Below are 24,181 nucleotides of genomic sequence, written 5' to 3' on the forward strand. Positions count from 1 at the left end.
CCATTGTATCAGCCTCCCAGCTTGACGTTGTCGATGCCGACGATCCGGTCGTAGGCCCAGTAGAGCAGCAACACGACGGCGAGCAATATAGTGCCCAACGCGGCGGCCAAGCCCCAGTTCAGCGACGAAGAGATGTGATAGGCGATCCGGTTAGAGATGAAGACACCCTTTGTCCCGCCCACGATTTCCGGAGTGATATAATAGCCGATCGACAGGATGAAGACGAGGATTGAGCCTGCCCCGATGCCCGGCACCGATTGCGGGAAGTAGACCCGCCAGAACGCGGTCCAATTGGTGGCACCCAGGGACTTTGCCGCCCGAAGGTAGCTAGGCTGGATGGTCTGCATAACCGAATACATCGGCAAGATCATGAAGGGCAGCAAGATGTGGGTCATGGCCAAAATCGTGCCGAACTGGTTGTTGATCATGATCAGCCGCGCGTCGTCTGCCACGAGGCCCGCCCAGACCAGCACGTCGTTTATGACGCCTTGTTGTTGCAACATGACCTTCCACGCGGACGTGCGCACAAGCAAGGATGTCCAGAACGGCAGCAGCACAAGGATCATCAACAAGTTTGCCTTGCTGGCCGGTAAGTTGGCCAGCAGCCATGCGACTGGATAGCCCAGCAGAATGCAGGAGCCGGTGATTACCAAGGACATCACCAACGTGCGCCAGAACAGGCGGATCAGGATGCGCTTGTCCTCCGGCTGCATGGTGACGCCTTCGGGGGTCAGCTGCATGTCAATTGCGGTCAGGAAGTAGCCCGATGTGTAAGGCGCGGAATAGGTTTGGATGATGGCCCATGTGGAGACATCGCCCCAGCCGTCATGCAGGTCGATCAGCTTTTCCTTGAAAGGCGCGTCCTCGACCGGATCCCACCTTTTCATCTTGCGGCCGGACTGGCGGAACATGGAGGAGATGCCGCTTAACTCGTAGTTCAAGCGGGAGCCGAGGCGCGTGTGCTTCTTCTCGGCGACGGCTGCGATCATGTCGCGTGCAAAGGCGGCATAGACTTCTTCGTCGGGAAGCTCCCCTGTGGTACCGTCCCAACTGGCGATAGCGACCACGGTTTCAGGTAGCGTGTTGGCGACGATGTCGTTCTCGACCGACCGGAACAGCATGGACGCAATCGGGATAACGAAGGTGATAAATACAAAGGCCAGCAGCGGCGCGATAAGCAAGAGCGCCCGCATCTTCTGGCGTCGCAGCGCGCGCGACAGGCTCTTCTTGAGCGGGGTCCCGTCTGCGGCGAGTACGGGGCCGGTTGGCTCTTGATTGGCGGGGTCGTTACGCATGCTAGGTCTCGATTAAGTAGGGTTGGCCGAGGGCGTTATCGCCCCCGACCCTATTTTAAGAGGATGGCTTACTTAGCCAACCAAGCTTGGAATTTCGCGTCGATGTCGTCGCGGTAATCGGCCCAGAACTCGTAGTTGTACAAGAATGTGTTCTTGGCGTTCTCTGGGTCAGTTGGCATGTGCGGCGCCATGTCGATCCCCAGCTCGGCGTGCTTGCCGACCAGTGGTGCGGACGATTTACGTGCCGGACCGTAGGAGATGTATTTGGCTTGATCCGCCAGACGCTGGGTGTCTGTCGCGAACATGATGTAGTCGAGGGCGCGGGCTTTGCGCTCTTCGGACAGGCCAGCTGGGATGATCCAACCGTCAAGATCGAACACTTGCGCGTCCCAAAGCATCGCCACCGGCTGCTTTTGCTCTTCGATCACCGAGAACAGGCGACCGTTATATGTGGAGCCCATCACGACTTCGCCGTCAGCCAGAAGCTGTGGCGTGTCGGCGCCTGCGGACCACCAGATCACGTCGTCTTTGATGGTTGCCAGTTTGTCGAGTGCTTGCTGCTGACCCTCGGGGGTGCCCAGAACGTCGTACACTTCGTCTTTCGCAACGCCGTCACAGATCAAAGCCCATTCCATGTTGTTGATCGGGCGTTTTTCCAGCGAGCGTTTGCCCGGATAGGCTTCGGTGTCGAAGACCGCACAGATGGATGTAGGTGGCGTATCGCCAACCAGATCGGTGCGGTAGCCGAACGTTGTGGAGTATACGATCTGCGGGATGAAGCAATCGGACACCAGCAGGTCGCCGAAGTCTTCGGAGGCTTTGGTGCCGTCAGGGGCGTCGGCCAACATGGTGTCAGCGTCGATTTCCATGGCCAGACCTTCGTCGCAAAGACGGATCGCGTCAGATGCCACAACGTCCACAACATCCCAAGTGACGTTGCCCGCTTCGTTCATCGCGCGCAGCTTGGCGACGGCTTCGGCAGAGCTTTCGTCGTTGATGATGTTTACGCCGGTCTTTTCAGTATACGGCGTGTGGTAGGCGTTTTGTTGCGATGCCGAATAAGCCCCACCCCAAGATACGATTGTCATGTCGTCGGCCAGCGCGGACCCTGCCACCAAGGCACAGCTCGCGGTGGTGGCGATCAGATTAGTGATTTTCATTGTAGTCTCCCAGTTTCGCACGGATTTTGTTTGAGCGGCGCACCTTCCGGCGAAGAGGTGCGCTGCTGTGGGAAATTAGGCGTCAAGCGCCCTGCAATCGGATGGCATCCATCCGATGTCCACAACGGCACCGGGTTGCAGGCGAACCTGATCTGGTGCGTTGCGTGTTTTGACGATGAATTCATCGTTGTCGGCGACCCGCAAGCGGGTGCGGAAAGTGTCACCCATGTAGACGAACTCCAGCACCTCGGCCTTGAGGGTGTGTGAGCCTTCGGCCAGTCGGTTCATGTCGAATTCCACGCGCTCTGGGCGAATGGAGACGCGGGTTTTTTCACCGACCTTCGAGACATTGATCGGGTTGGCGTCGATCAGGTCACCGGTGGCAAGTTTGACCAGTGCCACCCCATTGTCGATAGATTGCACAACACCGTCGAGCGCGTTGTTTTCGCCAATGAACTGCGCCACGAAGCTGCTCATCGGTTCTTCATATAGCTGATCTGGCGGGGCCAATTGCTGGATGCGCCCGTCGTCGAAAACCGCAACGCGGTCCGACATGGTGAGCGCTTCTGTCTGGTCGTGGGTCACATAGACCACGGTGATGCCCAGATTATCGGCGATGCGCTTGATTTCGAACTGCATGTGTTCGCGCAGTTGCTTGTCGAGGGCACCTAGGGGTTCGTCCATCAAGACCAGCTCGGCTTCGAACACGAGCGCACGTGCCAAGGCGACACGTTGTTGCTGACCGCCCGAAAGCTGTGCAGGGCGACGCCCGCCGAATTCACCCATTTGCACCATATCCAAGGCGCGTTGGACTTTGGCTTCGCGTTCGGACTTGCCGATCTTGCGAACCTCCAGCGGGAACGACAGGTTCTCCGCGACGGTCATATGGGGGAAGAGCGCGTAGTTCTGGAACACCATGCCGATGCCGCGTTTGTGCGGCGGGATGTTGTTGATCGAGACGCCGCCCAGACGAATATCGCCGTGCGTCGCTGTCTCAAACCCTGCCAACATCATCAGGCAAGTCGTTTTGCCGGACCCTGATGGCCCTAGCATCGTCAGAAACTCGCCCTTCGCAATTTCTAGATTTAAATCCTTAACGACCAAGTTTTCGCCGTCGTAACTTTTCTGGACATGGTCAAAAGATACAAAGCCTTCTGATCCCGTTTTGTCTATCACGTTTAACTTCCCCGCTTAGTGCGAGATCAGGTTAGGGGCTGTGTCCCTGTATGTCACCAGCTTGTGAAAAATAGTTATGGTTTACAGGACTTGACGGAATAACTGCCCTATTTTCAGTCGTTTGAACCGATTCAGGCGAGGTAATAATCTTAGTGTTAAGTAAATTTTCTGAAAAGTTTTGTTTGGTCGAACATGTCTTCTAGGGCCTCCATCCGGTCTTTGGTGTCGCCCCAAGTGAGATTCTGAACCGTGGAAACCATCGTCTCCAGAAGCAGCAGCGGCGTCACTGCAGAATCCCAAGCGGAGGGAATAACAATACGGCTGCTGAAACTGATGTCCGCGAGATGGTGGACGGGGGAGCGCCATTGATCGGTAAACAAGATCAGCTTGGCACCCTTCGCGTGCGCCATTTCCGCCAGCTTCAAGGTGTTATTCTCGTAGCGGCGCATGTCGAACACAATGAAGATGTCGCCCTCTTTCACGTCCAATAAGTAGTGAGGCCACGCGTTTGACGTGGATTGGATGTGGGTGATTTTCGGGCGGATCACCTGCATGTGCAAAAACAGATACTCGGCCAGTGTGTGGGTGACGCGCCCGCCGACAATATAAAGGTGGCGGCTGGTGTCGGCCGCCAAATCACAGGCGGCGTCGAAGTCCTTCGGGTCGATCTGACCGAGTGTGTGGCGAATGTTGTCGATTACCGCGTCGGTCAAACGGTTTAGCAAATGTTCGGAGGGCGCGCGTTCGGCCCATGTATCGTGCTTGGCAATCGGGTTTTTGACCTTGGCCTTCAACTCCTCGCGCAGCTCCAGCTGGAACTCGGGGTATCCGCTGAACCCTAGTTTTTGCACCATCCGTGCGACCGTCGGCACAGAGACCTGAGCGTCCTTTGCCAACGCGCTGAGGGGGCCTAGGCCGGAAGCGGGGTAGTTTTCCAAAATAGAGTGGGCGAGCTGACGTTCCGCCCGTGTGAGGTCGTCCAGCTGGGCTTGTATGCGGTCTGAAATTGTTAGCGTGTCGTCGCTCATTAGGCAGTGCCTCATTTTTGATAGATAAATTAACAACCGAAACAAAGGTGTTACATATTTTTCAATATTTTGTTGACAGATGGGCCTTTTGGCAAGACGTTTATCAAATTGGAGGGCTCATGTCACAACTCACGCACGCGACTTCAGATGACACCGTAGTGGCCGTTAACGCCGCTGGCACGTCTAGCGTTGTGTTGGTCTGTGAGCATGCATCCCACCACATTCCGGCGTCGTTCGATGGCTTGGGCCTGTCCGATGCGGCGCGCAAAAGCCACGCAGCTTGGGATCCCGGTGCGATGGGCGTTTCGGAGATACTGGCCACCCGTCTTGATGCGCGACTGGTTGCCAGCGGCGTGTCGCGGCTTGTCTATGATTGCAACCGCCCGCCAAGCTCCCCCGACGCGATGCCCGCGTTGAGCGAGGTTGTGGAGGTGCCAGGCAATACTGGATTGAGTGACGAAGACCGGCGCGCGCGTGTCGATATGTTCTACCGCCCCTTCGAGGCGAAGCTTCGGCAGGTTCTGGACGACGTGGTCGACCCGATTGTTATTACAATCCACAGCTTCACGCCCGTGTATCACGGGGTTTTTCGACCCGTAGAGATTGGCGTTTTGCACGACAGTGACGCGCGGTTGGCGGATGCGATGTTGAAGGTGGCCGCAAAACATACCAACGCAAATGTGCGGCGCAATGCGCCTTACGGCCCGGAGCACGGCGTCACACACACGTTGCAAGAACATGCTATCCCGAAGGGGCGACTGAATGTGATGTTAGAGGTTCGCAACGACCTGATAGAGACAGCAGCGCAGCAGGATGCCATGGCCACCCTTTTGGCGGGCTGGATTGCCGATGCGTGCGCCGAGTTAGGCCGTGAGAGGGATGTGCAATGTCGGGCGTGATCCGTGGCTATATCCGCGCCGTGGATGCGGTGAACTTTCGCGTCGGCCGCGTGATGATGTACGGGATTTTCGTATTGATGGGGATTCTGCTCTGGTCCTCCATCAGCAAGACCTTCTTCCTGCCGTCGCTCTGGACGCTGGAAATGGCGCAATTTGTGATGGTCGCCTATTATATCCTTGGCGGGCCGTATTCGATCCAGCTTGGCTCGAATGTGCGGATGGACCTGCTGTATGGCGAATGGTCGACTCGCAAGAAGGCGTGGTTTGACCTGATGACGGTCTGTTTCTTGATCTTCTATCTCTGCGTGCTGCTCTATGGTGCGGTTAGCTCCACGGCGTATTCGTTGGGCTACTGGGGGACGGAGCCGTTCTCGTTCTTTGGCGGGTTGGTCACGGGCAGTGAGGAGGTCGGCCGTATGGAGCGATCCTCCACCGCGTGGCGCCCGTACCTCTGGCCGATCAAAGCCACGATGATTTTGGGTATGTTCTTGATGCTGCTGCAATGCATCTCGGAACTGCTGAAAGATGTTCTGCGTCTCAAGGGTGAAGCGATCTGATGTCCTATGAATTGATTGCGACCCTTATGTTTTCGTCAATGATGCTGATGCTGCTCACGGGGCAGCGGGTCTTTGGTGCGATTGGGTTTATAGCGGTGGTCGCCGCCTTGTTGCTGTGGGGGGACAAGGGGGGCTTTGACATCGGGTTCTCAGCCGCGATGAAGCTGATGAAATGGTACCCGCTTCTGACGCTGCCGATGTTTATTTTCATGGGCTACGTACTGTCGGAGAGCAAAATTGCGGACGACCTATACAAGATGTTCCATGTCTGGATGGGCGGGCTGCGCGGCGGTTTGGCGATCGGGACGATCGGGCTGATGGTGCTGATCTCGGCAATGAACGGGCTGAGCGTCGCGGGTATGGCAATCGGATCGACTATCGCCCTGCCCGAGCTTTTGAAGCGCGGCTATGACAAGCGGATGGTGACGGGGGTTATTCAAGCCGGGTCCAGTCTGGGCATCCTTGTCCCGCCCTCTGTCGTGTTGGTGCTTTACGCAATGATTGCGCGCCAACCTGTGGGCCAGCTGTGGCTGGCAGGGGTTATACCGGGTCTGATGATGGCCAGCTTGTTCGTGCTCTACATTATTGTGCGCTGCCGGATGAACCCCGTGCTGGGGCCGGTCCTAGATGAGAGCGAGCGTGATATTCCGCGTGCCGAGAAACTGCGTTTGCTGCGGGCGGGGTTGCTGCCGATCATTATCTTCGCGACGATGATGATCCCATTTGTGAAAGGCTGGACGTCGCTGGTGGAAAGCTCTGCCATTGGTGCGATGACTGCATTCTTGGCGGCTGTTCTGAAGGGGCGCATGACCCGCACAGTGTTCGAGAATTCAGTGCGCAACACGCTGGGTATCACCTGCATGTTCATGTGGATCATTCTCGCCGCCCTTGCCTTTGGCGCGGTGTTTGACGGGCTGGGCGCGGTTAAAGCGATCGAGAGCCTGTTCACGGAGCGGTTGAACCTGAGCCCTTGGACCATCCTGATCTTGATGCAGCTTAGCTTTATCTTGATGGGGACGTTCTTAGACGACACGGCGATGCTGGTGATCGTCGCGCCGCTTTACGTGCCGCTTGTGGGTGAGCTGGGGTTCGATCTGATTTGGTACGGCATCTTGTACACGATCACGACGCAGATTGCCTATATGACGCCGCCATTCGGCTACAACCTGTTCTTGATGCGCGCTATGGCCCCGCCCCAGATCACGCTGCGCGACATATACTCGTCCATCACGCCGTTTGTGCTGATCATGATACTGGCCTTGGCTCTGGTGATGGTCTTCCCTGGCATCGCCACGTGGCTGCCCGATTACGTTTACAACAAACCATAAAAGAACCGCCCCAAGGTGGTCGTATTTCAACCAACAAGGAGAAAAAGACATGACTTCAAGACGCAAGTTTATCCAAGGGGCGGCAATCGCCCCCGCGGCTGCGGCGCTGTCGACACCAGCCCTTGCCCAGAACACGATCAAATGGCGCATGCAGACCTATGCCGGCGCATCCTTGGCCGCAGAGGTCATCGTGCCCGCGATCGAGATGTTCAACAAAATTGCCGGCGACCGGATGCAGATCGAGCTGTTCTTTGCGGACCAGCTCGTGCCGACAGGTGAGCTGTTTCAAGCGATGCAACGCGGCACAATCGACGCGGTGCAATCGGACGACGACTCTATGGCGTCCCCGACGGAGGTCACTGTGTTCGGCGGCTACTTCCCGTTCGCCTCGCGCTATTCGCTCGACGTGCCGGTGCTGTTCAACAAATACGGGTTGAACGAGATCTGGGAAGAAGAATACGCCAAGGTTGGCGTGAAGCACATCTCCGCCGGTGCGTGGGATCCGTGCCATTTTGCCACCAAAGACCCGATCCGCAGCTTGGAAGACCTGAAGGGCAAGCGCATCTTTACCTTCCCAACGGCGGGCCGCTTCTTGTCGCAATTCGGTGTGGTTCCGGTGAACCTGCCGTGGGAGGACATCGAAGTCGCAATGCAAACCGGCGAGTTGGACGGCATCGCATGGTCTGGCATTACCGAGGACTACACTGTCGGCTGGGCGGATGTGACAAACTACTTCCTGACGAACAACATCTCTGGCGCGTGGGCCGGATCGTTTTTCGCGAACATGGATCGTTGGAACGAGTTGCCGGAAGACCTGCAAACCTTGTTCCGCGTCTGCTGTGACCAGTCACACTACTACCGCCAGTGGTGGTACTGGGGCGGCGAGGCCGACTTGCGCGTGAACGGACCCAAGCTGGAGCTAACGTCGATCCCTGATGAGGAATGGGCAACCGTGGAAGCAAAAGCGTTCGAATTCTGGGAAGAAATCGCCGCAGAATCCGACACCAAGCGCCGCGTCGTTGACATCATCAAGAAGTACAACGCTGACATGGTCAAAGCTGGCCGCCCGTACCGCTACGGCTAAAAATCAATTTGCGGGGGCGGCCTGCGCGTTGCCCCCGTGATCCTCCATGAAAGTGAACAAAATGCCTGCTACATTGACATTTGATGACATGAAAACCCAAGTCGCGGACGGAACGGTTGATACTGTTCTGGTTTGCTTTGTCGACATGCAGGGGCGCTTGATGGGCAAGCGGTTCCACGGCGCGAATTTCGTGGAAACCTCGTTCGAGGAAACCCATTGCTGCAACTATCTATTGGCCACTGACTTGGAAATGGCGACGCCGGAGGGCTACGCCTCCACCAGCTGGGAAACCGGCTATGGTGACTATGTAATGAAACCGGACCTGACGACCCTGCGCCCCGTTCCATGGTTGGAGGGCACGGTAATGGTGTTGTGCGACGTGCTGGATCACCACACCCACGAACCCGTTCCCCACTCGCCGCGCGCTATCTTGAAGAAGCAGATCAAACGGCTGGAAGCTTTGGGGTTCGAGGCTAAGATGGCGACCGAGCTGGAGTTTTTCCTGTTTGAGAAAACCCTAGACGAAATCCGCAAGGGCGGGTTCCGCGACTTGGCCCCCATCAGCAGCTACAACGAAGATTACCACATTTTCCAGACCACCAAGGAAGAAGGCGTGATGCGCCCGATCCGCAACCACCTTTATGCGGCGGGGCTTCCGATTGAGAACTCCAAGGGTGAGGCGGAGGCCGGTCAGGAAGAGCTGAACATTCGCTATTCCCCTGCCCTTGAGTGCGCGGACTACCATTCGATTGCGAAGCACGCGATCAAGGAAATCGCGTGGCAAAACGGGCATGCGGCGACCTTCTTGCCGAAGTGGCACAAGGATCGCGTTGGCTCTTCTAGCCACGTCCACCAATCCTTGTGGAAAGACGGCGAAGCGGCGTTCTTTGACAAGTCGGGCAAGCACGGCATGTCCAAAGTCATGGAGCACTACATGGCGGGCTTGATCCACTATTCGCCGGAATACACATATTTCCTTGCGCCATACGTCAACAGTTACAAACGGTTCTCCAAGGGGACGTTCGCGCCGACCAAAACTGTTTGGTCCGTTGATAATCGCACCGCCGGATTCCGCTTGTGTGGCGAGGGTACGAAGGGCGTGCGGGTTGAATGCCGCATTGGCGGGTCTGATCTGAACCCCTATCTGGCGCAGGCCGTGATGCTGGCGGCGGGGATCAAAGGTATTGAGGACGCGATGGAGTTGGCACCGGCAACCACCGGCGACGTCTACGAGGATGCCAAAGCTATGGACATTCCGCAGACATTGCGCGACGCGACGCAGACGCTGCGCGGATCGAAATTCCTACGCGAAGTTTTGGGCGACGATGTTGTCGACCATTACACCCGCGCGGCGGAATGGGAGCAGGAAGAATTTGACCGTGTCGTGACCGATTGGGAAATCGCGCGCGGCTTTGAGAGGGCTTAAACCTATGACTATCCAATGTATCTCTCCTATTGATGGATCCGTTTATGCGGAGCGCGAGACACTGTCGCGCGCGGAGGCTGACGCGGCGGTGGCGCGTGCCAAGGTCGCGCAAACTGCATGGGCGGCGCGCCCCCTGTCCGAGCGGATCGCGCTGGTGCAAGCGGGCGTCGCGGCCGTGGGCGCGATGAATGACGAGATCGTGCCGGAAATCGCGTGGCAGATGGGCCGCCCTGTCCGTTACGGCGGCGAGTTCGGCGGTTTCAACGAGCGGGCAAGCTACATGGCAAGTATCGCAGAGGAGGCGCTGGCCCCGATTGTAGTCGAAGACAGCGACGCCTTTCGCCGCGTGATTAAACGGGTGCCGCACGGGCTGGTGCTTGTGGTGGCCCCGTGGAATTACCCATACATGACGGCCATCAACACGGTGGCCCCTGCCCTGATCGCGGGCAATGCCGTGATGCTGAAACACGCGTCGCAAACGCCCTTGGTGGGTGAACGCATGGCCGCTGCCTTCCATTCGGTAGGCATTCCCGCTGATGTGTTCCAGAACGTGTTCCTTGACCACACAACTACGTCGGAGCTGATTGCGGACCGCGCGTTTGGCTTCGTCAATTTCACGGGTTCCGTCGGTGGTGGCAAGGCGATGGAAGCTGCCGCAGCGGGGACATTCACAGGCATCGGCTTGGAGCTTGGCGGCAAAGATCCCGGCTACGTTATGGACGACGCCGACGTGGACGCGGCGGTCGATACGCTGATTGATGGCGCGATGTTTAATGCGGGCCAGTGCTGTTGCGGGATTGAGCGGATTTATGTGCACGTTTCGCTGTTCGATGAATTCGTTGCAAAAGCCGTAAAGATCGTGAACGGCTACAAACTGGGCAACCCGTTGGAGCCGGACACCACCATGGGGCCAATGGCGCACGTCCGGTTTGCCGAGGAAGTCCGCGCGCAAACGGCGGAAGCCATCGCTGCTGGCGCCACTGCGCAGATCGACCCCGCCAACTTCCCAGAAGACGGGGGCGCGTATCTTATGCCGCAAATCTTGACCAATGTGACACATGATATGCGCGTCATGCGCGAGGAAAGCTTTGGCCCCGTCGTGGGCGTCATGCCCGTCAAGGACGACGCCGAAGCCATTGCGTTGATGAACGACAGCGACTTCGGTTTGACCGCATCACTGTGGACCAATGACGCCGCGCGCGCCGAGGCGATTGCCGACCAGATCGAGACGGGCACCGTCTTTATGAACCGCGCTGACTACCTTGATCCGGGCCTGTGCTGGACCGGTTGCAAAGACACAGGCCGCGGCGGCGGCTTATCAGTCATCGGCTACCACAACCTGACACGACCCAAGTCGTTCCACCTAAAGAAGGCTTAACGCACATGAGCATCACCGCTAACTGGTCCTACCCGACTGCCATCCGTTTCGGCGCAGGCCGCATTTCAGAGATCGCGGACGCCTGCGCTGTCGCTGGCATCAAGAAACCGCTGCTCATCACCGACCGCGGTTTGGCCAATATGGACATCACCACCAAAACGCTGGACCTGATGGACGCGGCAGGCCTTGGTCGCGCCATGTTCGCGGATGTGGATCCCAACCCGAACGAAAAGAACGCCGCCGCAGGCGTTAAGGCCTACAACGACGGCGGGCACGACGGCGTGATTGCGTTCGGTGGCGGCTCCGGCCTTGATTTGGGCAAGCTGGTCGCCTTCCTAGCGGGGCAAACGCGCCCGCTGTGGGACTTTGAAGACATCGGCGACTGGTGGACCCGCGCCGACGCCGATGCCATCGCACCGATTATTGCGGTGCCAACCACGGCGGGGACCGGCTCCGAAGTGGGGCGGGCCTCTGTCATCACCAATTCCGAGACAGAAGAAAAGAAGATCATCTTCCACCCGAAATTTCTGCCAACAGTGGTAATCTGTGATCCTGAACTCACGGTAGGTATGCCCAAGTTCATCACGGCAGGCACGGGGCTGGATGCGTTCGCGCATTGCGTCGAGGCATTCTGCTCGCCGCATTACCACCCGATGTCTCAGGGCATGGCGCTGGAAGGTATGCGCTTGGTGAAGGAATATCTGCCACGTGCCTATGCGGACGGTAGCGACCTTGAGGCGCGCGCGCATATGATGTCGGCGGCGGCGATGGGTGCAACGGCCTTCCAAAAAGGACTGGGCGCAATCCACGCGTTATCCCATCCGATTGGCGCGATGTATCACACCCACCACGGCACAACGAACGCGGTTTGCATGCCGCCTGTTTTGCAGTTCAACAAACCGGCGATTACCAAGGTGATTTCGCAAGCCGCGAACTACTTGGACATCGACGGCGGGTTCGACGGGTTTTGCGACTACGTGGACGAATTGAACGCCTCTTTGGGCATCCCAAAGACACTTGCGGGCCTTGGGGTTGAGAACCCTGATATTGACCGCATCGTGGCGGGCGCGTTGAGTGATCCAAGCACGGGCGGCAATCCTGTGAAGATGACGAAGGAGAACACGACGGCACTTCTTCTTGCGTGCATCGGGTAAGTAATAAAAGTGCGCCACGCTTTCTACCTAAGTGTGGCGCCTACCAAATTCCCTTTAGCTGGCTGAACAAGGCCCCGATGACGGCGTTATCCTTTCGGTGGGCGAATGTCGCGATGCTAAGGCGCGCGGGCACAGAAACGGTGTTGCAGATCGTTAGGCCAAAAGTCTGTTGTTGATGCAACGCAATTGAATCGCGGCACAGGCTTAGCCCGACACCAACGCGCACCATTGCTAGCATTGACGCTTCCTGATCCACTTGTGAGACCACGTTTTGCACGCAGTTGTGCGCCTCAAATATATCGGTGAGCAATCTGTTATGGACCGATGCGGCGGGCGTGCCAATCCACGGCAAACCGGCCAGCTCTGCCCAGCTTGCGTTCCTGACCCGCGCATCCCACCCGACAGGCGCAATAACGCTGTAAGAGAAATCGGCTAGCGGCTCAAAATGGATGGGGTCGTCGTCCATGGTCTGTTCAGTCTCGTCGCGGGCGCTCAGATAAAAGCCTGCGTCAATGACGCCACGTTTTAGTCGATCAAGAACATCGCCGCTAACGCCATGCATAAGCTCGGTCGTTATACTCGGGAATTCGGTGCCGAGGCGGCTTAGAAGTTGTCCTAGTCTGATGAATTCGGGGTCAACGATGGTCCCGATTTTCAAGGTTCCCGTCACCTGCCCCGATTGTTTGTTGGCGCTACGGTGAAAGTCGCTCATCGCGGTGAGGACGCTGACGGCTTTGGGTAGAATGGCCTCGCCATCATGGGTCAGCCGTAAACCAGTTGGTGTACGCTGAAACAGCGCCATTCCTGTTTCTTCGGCCAGCCGTTTGATTTGGTGGCTGACGGCGGGTTGCGTCAGGCTAAGAACCTCGGCGGCCTTAGACACGCTCCCCTCCCGCGCGACAGTCACGAAAGCGAGGATCGCGTTGGTGTTGGAGAAGCGTTTCATATAAATATTTGTAATACCGAGCTGCTACATTTGTCATTAGAAAAAGCGGCTAGTGTTCGCGTAACGTCGTCAGAACTGGGCCGAGGCGACAGTTAGACGCCTTGAGGGGGAGCGGCGCATGACAGAAAGTGACACCACATTTGATTACATCGTGATCGGCGCGGGGTCGGCGGGTTGCCTGTTGGCCAATCGCCTGAGTGCGGACCCTGCAAAGCGCGTTCTACTGCTGGAGGCGGGGAAGGCTGACACCTATCCGTGGATCCATATTCCGGTCGGCTATCTCTATTGCATCGGCAACCCGCGCACTGACTGGATGTATTCCACCCAGCCGGATAAGGGGCTGAACGGACGCAGTCTGCGCTATCCCCGCGGAAAGACGCTTGGTGGGTGCTCCTCCATTAACGGTATGATTTATATGCGCGGACAGGCGCGCGACTACGACAATTGGGCCGCGTTAAGTGGGGAAGATGGCTGGTCGTGGGAGAACTCGCTGCAGGACTTCAAGGCGCATGAGGACCATTATAAGCTCGACAACGGCCAAAATCCGAACACCGCGCCGACAGGCCGTTTTTCCGACCACCACGGTCATGGTGGGGAGTGGCGCGTGGAAAAACAAAGGCTGCGGTGGGACGTGCTTGATAGCTTTGAGGACGCCGCAGTTGAGGCAGGCGTCGACCGGACGAGTGATTTCAACACTGGCAATAATGCCGGTGTCGGATATTTCGACGTCAACCAGCGCCAGGGATGGCGTTGGAATACGGCGAAAGCGTTCCTAAGGCCCGCTAAAGCCCGCCCGAACCTAACGATTTGGACAGAGGCGCAGGCAGAGAAGTTACTTTTTGAGGACATGCCGGATGGCAGCCGAAGATGCGCGGCGGTTAGGGTTGATAGGGGTGGGCAGTCGGTAACCGCGTATGCGCGCCGCGAGGTCGTGCTATCTGCTGGTGCGGTAAATTCGCCGCAGATCTTGCAGCTTTCGGGGATCGGTCCAGCGGATGTATTGAAGGCGCACGGGATCGACGTTGTGCGTGATGCGCCGGTTGGCGAGAACTTGCAAGATCACCTGCAAATCCGGTCGGTCTTCAAGGTGAAAGGCACGCGCACTTTGAATACCTTGGCCAACAGCCTGATCGGCAAAGCCAGAATTGGCGCGGAGTATCTGCTGAAGCGAACTGGCCCGATGAGCATGGCCCCAAGCCAGCTGGGTGCTTTTACGCGATCGGACAGCACCCTCGCGTATGCAAATTTAGAATACCATGTGCAACCGTTGAGCCTGGAGGCGTTTGGCGAGAACTTGCATAATTTCCCCGCTATCACCGTCAGCGTCTGCAACCTGAACCCGACCAGCCGCGGGTATATCCGAATAGCCTCACGGGATTACCGCGACCCGCCGGAAATAACCCCCAACTATTTGGCGACTGATGACGACCGCAAGGTCGCCGCCGACAGTCTCCGGCAGGTTCGCAAGATTATGAGCCAGCCGTCGATGCGGCGGTATCAGCCGGAGGAATACCGCCCCGGCGTTCAGTACCAAAGCGACGCTGATTTAACGAAACTGGCAGGCGACATCGCGACCACTATTTTTCATCCCGCAGGCACCGTGAAGATGGGCCACGCGGAGGACCCTACCGCAGTTCTAGACCCGAAACTGCGCGTGAAAGGCATCCGGGGTTTGCGTGTCGTGGACGCGAGCATCATGCCGGAAATTACCAGCGGGAACACCAACTCCCCGACCATCATGATCGCGGAGAAGGCGGCCCGCTGGATTATGTCCGGCGACTAGCCGACGGTTTTCTGGGCCATACGAATGGAGGTTTCGATGATGTCCAGCGCCTCCGCAAAGACGTCGTCTTGTACGGTGATCGGCGAGAGAAAGCGGATGACGTTTCCGTGGACGCCGCAGGTTAGCAAAATCAGGTTCTGTTCCAGCGCGTGGGCCTTCACCGCGTTCGTGAAATCGGCATTGGGCGTACTGGTGTTTGCGACGTTGAATTCCACGGCAACCATAAGGCCCGGGCCACGGATATCTGTGATTTCTGGAACATCGCCGCGCAGGCTTTCCAAGCGCTGCTTCAACCGCGAACCGAGGAAATTGGCGCGATCGCAAAGCTCCTCCTCCTCGATAACATCGAGAACGGCGTTCGCGGCTGCAACCGAAAGCGGGTTGCCTGCATAAGTCCCGCCAAGCCCGCCTGGATTGGCGGCATCCATCACCTCCGCCCGCCCCGTAACGGCGGCGATCGGGAATCCGCCGCCAAGTCCTTTAGCCATCGCGGTCAGGTCGGGAACAACGTCGTGATGCTCCATCGCGAACATCTTGCCGGTGCGGGCGAAGCCGGTTTGAACCTCATCCGCGACCAGTAATATGCCGTGTTCATCACAGACTTTACGCAGATAAGTCATCAACGCCGTCGGGGCCTCGTAGAAGCCACCCTCGCCTTGGACGGGCTCGATCATGATGGCCGCCACGCGTTCGGGGTCGATGTCCGCTTTGAACAGCTTGTCCAACGCGGCAATAGAATCCTCAACGCTGATGCCATGCGCTGCAACTGGGAACGGCGCGTGAAATACGTCCCCCGGCATCGCGCCAAAGCCTTTCTTATAGGGCACGACTTTTCCGGTCAGCGCCATGCCCATAAACGTCCGCCCGTGAAACGCGCCCGAAAATGCAATGACCGCTGAGCGCCCCGTCGCGGCGCGCGCAATCTTCACCGCATTCTCGGCGGCTTCTGCGCCGGTGGTGACAAATATGGTCTTCTTAGCGAAATCGCCTGGCACCAAATCGTTCAACCGCTCTGCAAGCGATACGTAGTTTTCATAGGGCAGCACTTGGTGGCAAGTGTGCGTGAAGCAGTCAAGTTGGGCCTTCACGGCCTCAATGACTTTGGGGTGGCGATGACCGGTGTTAACCACGGCAATGCCTGCGGCAAAGTCAATGTATCGGTTGCCCTCTACGTCCCACACCTCGGTGTTTTCAGCGCGGGCGGCGAAGATGTTTGTCATCACGCCCACGCCCCGCGCAATCGCGTCAGTGCGGCGGTTGTTAAGTTCGGAGTTTAGCATCGCAAGGGTCCTTTTAACGGCGCCATTCCAGGCGGATGTAGGATCATTTTCTGCGACCATGGTAGCTACTTTAAATGCGTTGGAAAGAGCGATCTTGACCCTTAAATGCGAAAAGCTTTGGTCGTTTAACTATGGGAAATCCGCGGCGTGTTTCACATAAATTCTCCAAGTTTTCGTGCAGGCATTACCTAATTTTTAAACGGTCCGCGGGTAGAACGGCGTCATTACCCAAGTGAGGCACCCATGGTTCCAATTCCTAACTTCTTTGAACGGCGACCTGGTTGGGTGGGTTGAACAGATTGGGTAAGTGTCAGCCGGACGGCGTTCATATCAATGTTTTAATGGCCACATTTAACGGGGCCGAATATCTGCCAGAGCAGCTTGATAGCATAGCCGCGCAAACCTTCGGTGCCTGGTCTTTGTGGGTTGGCGACGATGGGTCAACCGACGAGACTGAGCAAATACTGCAGGAGTTTGGCGCGAAGGGGCACCCGTTGCACATTCGCCAAAGTGGCGGGTTTGGTAGTGCCACGAACTTCATGTCTTTGCTTGCGAATTTACCATCTGTTGAGGGCGCGCCGGATTGGATCGCATTCACCGACCAAGACGATGTTTGGCTGCCTGACAAGCTGGAACGCGGAGTTACTGCCCTGCGCCAGTATCCCGATACGACGCCAGCGCTGTATTGCAGCCGTACGTGGGTCACGAACAGCACCCTGACGCGTCGAGTTCCATCTGCGCCGATGCCCCGACAACCTAGTTTCAAGAACGCGCTGGTGCAAAATATCGCCGCCGGAAACACAATACTGCTGAACCCCGCCGCTGCTGAACTTGTCCGCGCCGCGGCATCAGAAGCGGGGCCTGTGGTTATGCACGACTGGTGGGTCTATCTATTAGTTACAGGTGCAGGCGGCATTGTGGAGTATGATAACACCCCTACCCTACTTTACCGACAACATGCACGAAACGTCATCGGCGCAAACCTCGGGGTTCGGGCTAGATTGCGGCGAATTGCTATGGTGTTGAATGGGGAGTTCCGGCGGCGAAATGATGTGAACCTAGCGGCCCTTGGCCGGTCCGCCCATAGGTTGATCCCCGCGAACCGCGACATCGTACGAAGTTTCTCCGAAGCAAGGCAATCAAGTTTACTTTTGGCGTTAGCTGCGGTGCTTTCACTTGGGCTATACCGCCAGACTACCGCAAGTACATGGGCGCTTTGGTGCGCTGTGCTTTTAAGGCGGGTGTAGGGCTCTAGACGACCTCGTTTTAAGTAAAATTAAAGACTACCGCTTTAGGGGTGGAGGCGCGGCGCCCCGTCGCGTGAAATAGAAGCTCACGAGACAATAGATGATCCAGAAGCTGTTGCGCCCTGATTTGGTAAACCGATTTCGCCAAAGCGTCCGCGATGATGGCTGGCACGCGGCCATGACTAAAGCGCGCAGGTACAGCAAATTGGCGGTCCTTGGCTGGGGCACATCATCGCACACAGCACCTTCCCACGGTGGTATTCGCTACGATGACCAGTATTACGGTAAAATATGGCGGGTATTGGCTCGTGAAGACGCGTTTCACCTGAGTTCGCCCCCTGCCGTGCGTCGAACGTCACGCCATATCGCCTTGATCGCCGATATGAACTTACCGCAGTGTCGGAAATATCGGGTTGAACAGCTTGCGGAATTTTGGCGGTCGCGGGGCGTGGATGTTACCTACTCCCACTATCAAGACGTAGCGCGCGGTGTGAATTCCCTTCAAACCGCGACCCACCTCATCCTGTACCGGACGCCCCACACCCCGACGTGCTCGATGTACATGTATGAGGCGCGTCGGCTCAGGCTGCCTATTCTCTACGATATCGACGATCCGCTTTTTTCTGTGTCTGCCTATGAGACATATCAAAATATGGATGCAGTAGACCATGCGATGAAGGCTCATTTCTGCGCCGAAGCCCCCAAATACTTGGATGCTATGAATTGCGCGGATGCAGTTTCGGTGTCGACACCGGGGTTGGTTGAGCACGCGAAGCTCTACACGCAGCGCCCCGTTTTTCTGCGTCGAAATTTCGCGGACATAGCGACGTTGGAGGCTGGTGCCGCCGCAATGCGCCATGCACCCGCAAAGGTTAAAAAAGACGGATTTACCGTAGCTTTTGCCAGCGGTTCTTTAGGGCATGAGATAGATTTCGCACTTATTGAGCGCCAGTTGGCTGCCTTTCTCAACAGTGGGGCTGATCGGCGTTTGGAGATTTTAGGCCATTTCGAAAAGGACCGACTTCCCGCGAGTATAAAGAACAAAGTGGCGACTTATGCGTTCACCAACTACGCCGATTATCTGGAAAGGCTCGCGCAAGCGGATTGCGCGGTCATGCCGCTCGCTGACGACACGTTTAACCAGTGCAAAAGCGCAGTGCGGGTTCTGGATGCCTCCGCCGTCGCCATCCCGAGCATTGTCTGTTCTGTCGGAGACATGGCTAATGTCGTGGCTCATGGAAAAACAGGTTTTATCGCCCATACAGAGGCGGATTGGGCCGCCTTCTTGCAGAAACTGATGGCCGACAGAACAGCCTGTGCGGCCATGGGTGCCGCTGCCCGAGAAGACGTGGAGCGGCGGTGGTCTGGGTCGCGTGAGGAAAGCATTATCGACCCCCAGCTTATGCAATGGGTGCTGGAATGACTAAGCCGCATATCTTGGTCGTTAACGTTTTCTACGCGCCTTTTTCTTATGGCGGCGCCACCATCGTTGCGGAGCAAGTTGCCCAAAGCCTTTTGCAAAGTGGTGCTTGTTTTGTCACCGCGGTTTCTACCTGTAGCCGTTCAGATCTTCAGGCCTACAGCGTCGCCTGCACCGAGAAAGACGGGGTCGTAAACTACCTGATTAACCTGCCTCCTGATCGAAAATTCACGGAGATTTACAATAACCCGCAAGTCACCGAAATCTTGGCGCAGCTGATCGACGCGATTGCCCCTAATGTTATTCACATGCACTGCTTGCAAGACATCGGTGCCGGCGGCCTATCGGTCGCGCAGGAGGCTAATATCCCTGTGGTGTTAAGCATTCATGATTTCTGGTGGGTGTGCGAGCGCCAATTCATGATCCGTCCAGATAGCAGATATTGCAACCAGAACCCGATCGACACCGACACGTGTCAGCATTGCGTCGCGAACCGCGGGGCTACCAAGTTGCGGTCAGACTATCTGCGTCGGCAGGCGGACTTGGCTGACATAATCACTTACCCCAGCGAATTTGCGCGAGGTCTCTGCGAAAGTTCGGGTTTCGCGCCGGGCGGTGGGGTGGTTTGGGAAAATGGTGTGCGCCCGCCTTCCCCGGCGTTCTTCGTAGAACAGATGGCCCGCCGCGCCCGAAGCAGCGCCACAGTGTTCGGCTTTCTCGGCGGACCCTCGCAGATCAAAGGATGGCCCCTTGTTCGTCAAGCTTTTTCCAACATCGGTCGAGACGACTTTGCCGGCATTCTGGTCGACGGCAGCACGGATGGTAGCTGGTGGCAGAGCGCCGACTTAACCACCCTTCGCGGCACGTGGCAGATTCAACCGCGTTTTGAGCAGTCCGCTGTGGATGATTTTTATGCGCAAATTGATGTTCTTTTATTCATGTCCCAGTGGAAAGAGACGTTTGGCTTAGCCATTCGGGAAGCCGTGGCCCGCGGCATCACCGTCATTCAAACTGATAGTGGCGGAACGACAGAGCATGCAGGCGTCGACAGAGAACACCTCTTGCCCATCGGCGCACCAGCTACGGCCTTAACGAAGCGACTTAACGATGTCCTTGATGCACCACCTTTTACCCAACTTCTCCCTGTTCGAACCTACGATGAGCAGGCTTCAGAATTCCTAAGCATGGTGGCCCCCCTCCTTGCAAAGTAAACCCTCAGTCGTGCATCCGCTATTGCCTACATGCCGCGTGATTTTCGCCTTGATGATGCGAGAGATGTCGACCAGCTACGGGCGGTCGGCCGGCGGATATCTTTGGGTCATTCTAGAACCGGCCGCAGGCATAGCATTGATGAGTATCGCCTTTGGCCTTTTCCTCAAGAGCCCGCCACTTGGTGAAAATTTTGCACTGTTTTACGCGACAGGATTGCTGCCCTTCGTCATTTACACAGAAATTTCAGGTAAAGTTTCCCAGACAATTCGCTTTTCACGGCCTTTGTTGGTCTACCCGAAAGTTACATTCATCGACGCTGTATTCGCAAGATTTGTGTTGAACCTTTGGGCGCAGGCTATCGTTTTCTGCGTGGTTATGTCGGGCATTATATGGTTTTTCGATCTTGGCGTTTCACCAAACTTCGCGGCAGTCGGGATGTCCGTTTTCCTCGCTGCATTTCTCGGATTGTCGGTCGGCACACTGAACATATTGCTCTTTGCGTTCGTGCCAGTTTGGGAGCGGGTCTGGTCCGTTATAAACAGACCTATGCTGCTGATTTCGTGCATTTTTTACACATATGATGGGTTGCCGAAGTCGATCAGGGACATCATCTGGTTCAATCCGATCGTGCACGTGGTGGGTTTGATGCGTCACGCATTATATTCCGAATATGGCGCGCATTACGTCTCCCCTAGTTATGTCTTTTTATGCTGCATTTTGTTGTGGTCATTCGGAATTTACTTTTTGCGCCTATACCACAAGAAAATAATGAATGAACTTTAGGCGGCCTTTATTCCCTGCACGCGAATTGGGGGCTTTGGCGCGAAGGTGGGTTAGCTATGGCCATGGTTGAACGAAAGACCGCTAGATTCGTGGATCTGGTCCCTGCGGCACCGGCGGCCACCCCTTTACGGACAGTCTCACACCCTGCAAAGGCAGGGAAAACGGCACGGGCCGCACGCGTTCGACCCCGTCACATGGGTGCAGCGCTGAGTTTTTTGCTCTTGGTGCTACTGCCTGTTTTCGCGATCGCAGTATACCTCTACTATTATGCCGCTGACCAGTATCTGTCAGAGGCGTCCTTCTCTATTCACAGGGAGGAAACGACGACTGGCGTTTCCTCGTTGCTCGGTGGCCTAACCGGCGTCTCATCCGGGACATCCGACGCGGATGTCTTGTACCAATTCATTCAATCGCACGACCTTGTTTTGCAGGTGAACAGTGATCTGGATCTTCGCTCTGTGTTCTCTAAACACTACGATACCGATATGGTGTTCGGCCTGAGCCCCGACGCATCCTTGGAAGAGCTGGTCGATTTCTGGAACCGCATGGTTACCGTCCAGTTAGAGCGCACTTCAGGTATCATCACAGTGGCGGCCAGAGGCTTCACTGCAAACGACAGCCATGCACTTACGTCGGCAGTTCTAAAGCACAGCAACGCATTGGTGGAGCGCCTCAGTAGAACGGCCCATGACGATAGCATGCGCCATGCCAAAGCGGAGATGGAAACCGCCTCGCTTCGCCTGAAAGAGGCTCGCGTGAATGTGTCGACCTTCCGGAAGACATCTCAAACCGTGGACCCGGGTGCGGATGTGGAAAGCCAGATGGGCGTTCTGGGCGTACTAGAGCAAAAGCTGGCGGATGCGTTAATTGCGCTTGCCATGCTGGCCGATGTTACCAAGCCCACCGACCCGAGGTTGAAACAAGCAAAGCGTAAGGTCCAAACAATTAGGACCCACATCGACGAGGAGCGCGCCTCTATCGGGTCGCGAACGACGGACAGCATGGCGCGCGGCAACCTTTACACGGCGCTTGAGACCTATGAGGCGCTGTTGGTTGATCAGGAATTTGCCGAGCAATCCTACATCGCGGCCCTTGCGAACTATGACGCCGCCACGTCAGAGGCGCGCCGCAAATCGCGCTACTTGGTAGCACATATAACGCCGTCTCTGCCCCAGACAGCAAAGTACCCGCAGAAAATTGTGATCGGGGTCGTAACCGCAGTCATGGCTATGTTGGCGTGGATGTTGATGGTGCTGGTTGGCTACTCAATCAGAGACCGCCGTTAGGACATTGGGGCCCGTCTTTTGATAAGTTTTCTTAATGTGAACAAGTCTTTCCGCCTTCGAGGTGGCGGCCGAAGCGATGTGCTGCGCGACGCTACTGTGACAATCCCATCGGGAGAAGTGGTGGCGCTGCTCGGCCGGAACGGTGCGGGCAAATCAACCACCCTACGCATTATCGCTGGTACGCAGGATGTCGACAGTGGCACGGTCCTTCGCACAGGTACTATTTCTTGGCCAATAGGTTTCGCTGGCAGTTTTCACGGCGACCTAACGGGTGCGCAAAACACCCGCTTCGTGGCGCGTATTTATGGGGTCGATACCGACGAGTTACTGGCCTTTGTGAAAGACTTTTCTGAACTCGGGCGGTATTTTGATGAGCCTTTCAGAACTTACTCCTCTGGCATGCGCGCACGGCTGGCCTTCGGGGTATCGATGGGCGTGCCCTTTGACACCTACCTCGTGGACGAAGTGACCACCGTCGGCGACACTAATTTTAGACGCAAATGCAATGAAATTTTCAGCACTCGGCTAGCAGATGCCGGGGCGATCGTGGTGTCCCATTCTGAAGCGATGATCTCAGATATTTGCAGCTGTGGCGTCGTTCTGGACGGCGGGAAAATGCAATTCTTTGACAATATTTCCGAGGCCCTAAAACGGCACAACGCCAACATGGAGCGCTCCGTCGCCTGACCCCGCTTTTTGGGGCGACGTAACGTTTCAGAAAGGAACACCATTTATACGGGGCACTAAGACCACGATTTCAACAAGCTATAGGCGGCGAACATGGATGCTGATCCGGTTTTTGGGCACCTGTTTTTGAGTGCGGGTGCCATGAAAGCCGGCACGACTTGGCTTTACTCCGTGTTAGACAAGCACCCATCACTGTTTTTCTCGAACGAAAAAGAAATTCACTACTTTCACTACAAATACGTTGACCGCTCGGTACTTAGCGATACGCGCAGGTTGGATAACGTGAAGCGCAGGTACCTCAACATTGATCCTGACCGAAACTTTATCGGCCGTGTTCGTAATAACCTTCACTGGGCCGCGAACTATCTGGATCATCCGGTCGACGATTTTTGGTATCGCAATCTCTTTGCCCTAAGGCGGACGCAAGAATACGATTGTGATTTTTCCAATCTCTACGCCTTGCTGCCTGCAGACGCTTGGCGAAAAATCCAGGCCGACTGCACTAAGCTCAGGGTGCTCTACACGTTGCGAGATCCAGTAAAACGGCTGTGGAGCCACGTGAGGTTTCACCTTCAGATTACGGGGCAAGCCGAGAGCTTAGCCCAATGGCGACCGGCCGAATTTGAGAAGTTCGCACGGCAGAAGTTTATCTGGGCCAATTCCGAATACGGAAGCTGTTTGCGCAGAATGCGCGGGGCCCTGTCAGACGACGCGTTCAAATGCATCTTTTTCGAGGATATTCACGCAGATCAACGCAAGGGCTTGTCTGAGATAGAGCAGTTTTTGGGGGTCCCAAACCACAGATATCCTGACGAGATTTTGAACAAGAAGGTTAACGCATCCGTTTCCCACCCAATGCCTGACTTCTTCCCAGAGCTGTTTGAAGCGGATTTTCGACGCATCAGAAACGAATTAGAGGCGGAAGGCCTGCGCATCCCGCAGCAATGGTCAGTCCCTTAGAGATCGCGCATTCGCAGACCAAAAGCTCACGTGCCCGTTTAGATCAAATTGTCATGAAGATTGGCAGCTACATTTACCAAAGCTTAGTCAGG

General features: G+C 56.5%; 21 protein-coding genes. 15 read left to right on the forward strand and 6 right to left on the reverse strand.

Going from position 1 to position 24,181, the window contains the following annotated elements; translation table 11 throughout:
- Positions 1-8: 8 nt before the first annotated feature.
- The 4 genes from BLW66_RS16895 to BLW66_RS16910 all read right to left on the reverse strand — a co-directional run bounded on the left by BLW66_RS16895 (position 9) and on the right by BLW66_RS16910 (position 4,659).
- Complete coding sequence (locus BLW66_RS16895; RefSeq protein WP_089948798.1) at positions 9-1,295, reverse strand: ABC transporter permease; 1,287 nt, start codon at positions 1,293-1,295, stop codon at positions 9-11.
- A 68-nt stretch (positions 1,296-1,363) separates the two neighbouring features.
- Entirely contained in the window at positions 1,364-2,455 is a 1,092-nt protein-coding gene (locus tag BLW66_RS16900) for an extracellular solute-binding protein (protein ID WP_089948801.1), read from the reverse strand.
- A 75-nt stretch (positions 2,456-2,530) separates the two neighbouring features.
- Positions 2,531-3,631 carry an ABC transporter ATP-binding protein gene (locus tag BLW66_RS16905; RefSeq protein WP_089948803.1) on the reverse strand — a complete coding sequence of 367 codons (1,101 nt, stop codon included), beginning with the start codon at positions 3,629-3,631 and terminating at the stop codon, positions 2,531-2,533.
- Positions 3,632-3,786: 155 nt separating this feature from the next.
- Positions 3,787-4,659 carry a MurR/RpiR family transcriptional regulator gene (locus tag BLW66_RS16910; protein ID WP_089948806.1) on the reverse strand — a complete coding sequence of 291 codons (873 nt, stop codon included), beginning with the start codon at positions 4,657-4,659 and terminating at the stop codon, positions 3,787-3,789.
- 119 nt (positions 4,660-4,778) lie between these two features.
- On the opposite strand from BLW66_RS16910, the gene BLW66_RS16915 reads away from it, so the two are divergent.
- The 7 genes from BLW66_RS16915 to BLW66_RS16945 all read left to right on the forward strand — a co-directional run bounded on the left by BLW66_RS16915 (position 4,779) and on the right by BLW66_RS16945 (position 12,485).
- Positions 4,779-5,558 carry an N-formylglutamate amidohydrolase gene (locus BLW66_RS16915; protein WP_089948808.1) on the forward strand — a complete coding sequence of 260 codons (780 nt, stop codon included), beginning with the start codon at positions 4,779-4,781 and terminating at the stop codon, positions 5,556-5,558.
- The gene (locus tag BLW66_RS16920; protein WP_089948810.1) at positions 5,546-6,115 is read left to right on the forward strand and encodes a TRAP transporter small permease subunit; all 570 of its coding nucleotides are present in this window, start codon (positions 5,546-5,548) and stop codon (positions 6,113-6,115) included. The genes BLW66_RS16915 and BLW66_RS16920 overlap by 13 nt, the downstream gene beginning before the upstream one ends.
- The gene (locus tag BLW66_RS16925; RefSeq protein WP_089948813.1) at positions 6,115-7,443 is read left to right on the forward strand and encodes a TRAP transporter large permease; all 1,329 of its coding nucleotides are present in this window, start codon (positions 6,115-6,117) and stop codon (positions 7,441-7,443) included. The genes BLW66_RS16920 and BLW66_RS16925 overlap by 1 nt, the downstream gene beginning before the upstream one ends.
- A 49-nt stretch (positions 7,444-7,492) precedes the next feature.
- A complete protein-coding gene (locus BLW66_RS16930) occupies positions 7,493-8,527 on the forward strand; it encodes a TRAP transporter substrate-binding protein (protein ID WP_089948816.1) in 1,035 nt (344 codons plus the stop codon).
- Positions 8,528-8,588: 61 nt separating this feature from the next.
- Positions 8,589-9,953: a glutamine synthetase family protein gene (locus BLW66_RS16935; protein ID WP_089948937.1), complete on the forward strand. Its 1,365-nt coding sequence runs from the start codon at positions 8,589-8,591 to the stop codon at positions 9,951-9,953.
- A gap of 4 nt (positions 9,954-9,957) precedes the next feature.
- Positions 9,958-11,331 (forward strand): aldehyde dehydrogenase family protein, encoded by a 1,374-nt coding sequence (locus tag BLW66_RS16940; protein WP_089948818.1) that lies wholly within the window; start codon positions 9,958-9,960, stop codon positions 11,329-11,331.
- A gap of 5 nt (positions 11,332-11,336) precedes the next feature.
- The gene (locus BLW66_RS16945; protein ID WP_089948820.1) at positions 11,337-12,485 is read left to right on the forward strand and encodes an iron-containing alcohol dehydrogenase; all 1,149 of its coding nucleotides are present in this window, start codon (positions 11,337-11,339) and stop codon (positions 12,483-12,485) included.
- A 40-nt stretch (positions 12,486-12,525) separates the two neighbouring features.
- Here the strand turns inward: BLW66_RS16945 and BLW66_RS16950 are convergent, their stop codons facing one another.
- On the reverse strand, positions 12,526-13,431 hold the full coding sequence (locus BLW66_RS16950) for a LysR family transcriptional regulator (protein WP_089948823.1): 906 nt from the start codon (positions 13,429-13,431) through the stop codon (positions 12,526-12,528).
- A gap of 118 nt (positions 13,432-13,549) precedes the next feature.
- Between BLW66_RS16950 and BLW66_RS16955 the strand changes: the two genes are divergently transcribed.
- Positions 13,550-15,214: a GMC family oxidoreductase gene (locus tag BLW66_RS16955; protein ID WP_089948825.1), complete on the forward strand. Its 1,665-nt coding sequence runs from the start codon at positions 13,550-13,552 to the stop codon at positions 15,212-15,214.
- Here BLW66_RS16955 and BLW66_RS16960 read toward each other — a convergent pair.
- Positions 15,211-16,494 carry a 4-aminobutyrate--2-oxoglutarate transaminase gene (locus BLW66_RS16960; protein ID WP_089948828.1) on the reverse strand — a complete coding sequence of 428 codons (1,284 nt, stop codon included), beginning with the start codon at positions 16,492-16,494 and terminating at the stop codon, positions 15,211-15,213. The two genes, BLW66_RS16955 and BLW66_RS16960, sit on opposite strands and share 4 nt — an antisense overlap.
- Positions 16,495-16,835: 341 nt before the next feature.
- On the opposite strand from BLW66_RS16960, the gene BLW66_RS16965 reads away from it, so the two are divergent.
- The 7 genes from BLW66_RS16965 to BLW66_RS16995 all read left to right on the forward strand — a co-directional run bounded on the left by BLW66_RS16965 (position 16,836) and on the right by BLW66_RS16995 (position 24,089).
- Positions 16,836-17,741, forward strand: a complete 906-nt coding sequence (locus tag BLW66_RS16965; RefSeq protein ID WP_089948831.1) for a glycosyltransferase family 2 protein — start codon at positions 16,836-16,838, stop codon at positions 17,739-17,741.
- Between the two features lie 100 nt (positions 17,742-17,841).
- On the forward strand, positions 17,842-19,164 hold the full coding sequence (locus tag BLW66_RS16970) for a glycosyltransferase (protein ID WP_089948834.1): 1,323 nt from the start codon (positions 17,842-17,844) through the stop codon (positions 19,162-19,164).
- Positions 19,161-20,372: a glycosyltransferase gene (locus tag BLW66_RS16975; RefSeq protein ID WP_170833514.1), complete on the forward strand. Its 1,212-nt coding sequence runs from the start codon at positions 19,161-19,163 to the stop codon at positions 20,370-20,372. Before BLW66_RS16970 ends, BLW66_RS16975 begins: the two co-directional genes overlap by 4 nt.
- A gap of 37 nt (positions 20,373-20,409) precedes the next feature.
- On the forward strand, positions 20,410-21,156 hold the full coding sequence (locus BLW66_RS16980) for an ABC transporter permease (RefSeq protein ID WP_170833515.1): 747 nt from the start codon (positions 20,410-20,412) through the stop codon (positions 21,154-21,156).
- 194 nt (positions 21,157-21,350) lie between these two features.
- Positions 21,351-22,442 carry a KpsE/RkpR family capsule polysaccharide export protein gene (locus tag BLW66_RS16985; RefSeq protein ID WP_089948843.1) on the forward strand — a complete coding sequence of 364 codons (1,092 nt, stop codon included), beginning with the start codon at positions 21,351-21,353 and terminating at the stop codon, positions 22,440-22,442.
- A 78-nt stretch (positions 22,443-22,520) separates the two neighbouring features.
- Positions 22,521-23,129 carry an ABC transporter ATP-binding protein gene (locus BLW66_RS16990; protein ID WP_342027831.1) on the forward strand — a complete coding sequence of 203 codons (609 nt, stop codon included), beginning with the start codon at positions 22,521-22,523 and terminating at the stop codon, positions 23,127-23,129.
- A gap of 93 nt (positions 23,130-23,222) precedes the next feature.
- Entirely contained in the window at positions 23,223-24,089 is an 867-nt protein-coding gene (locus BLW66_RS16995) for a sulfotransferase domain-containing protein (RefSeq protein WP_089948847.1), read from the forward strand.
- Positions 24,090-24,181 lie beyond the last annotated feature (92 nt).

This window comes from Litoreibacter albidus, assembly GCF_900107015.1.
GTDB lineage: Bacteria > Pseudomonadota > Alphaproteobacteria > Rhodobacterales > Rhodobacteraceae > Litoreibacter > Litoreibacter albidus.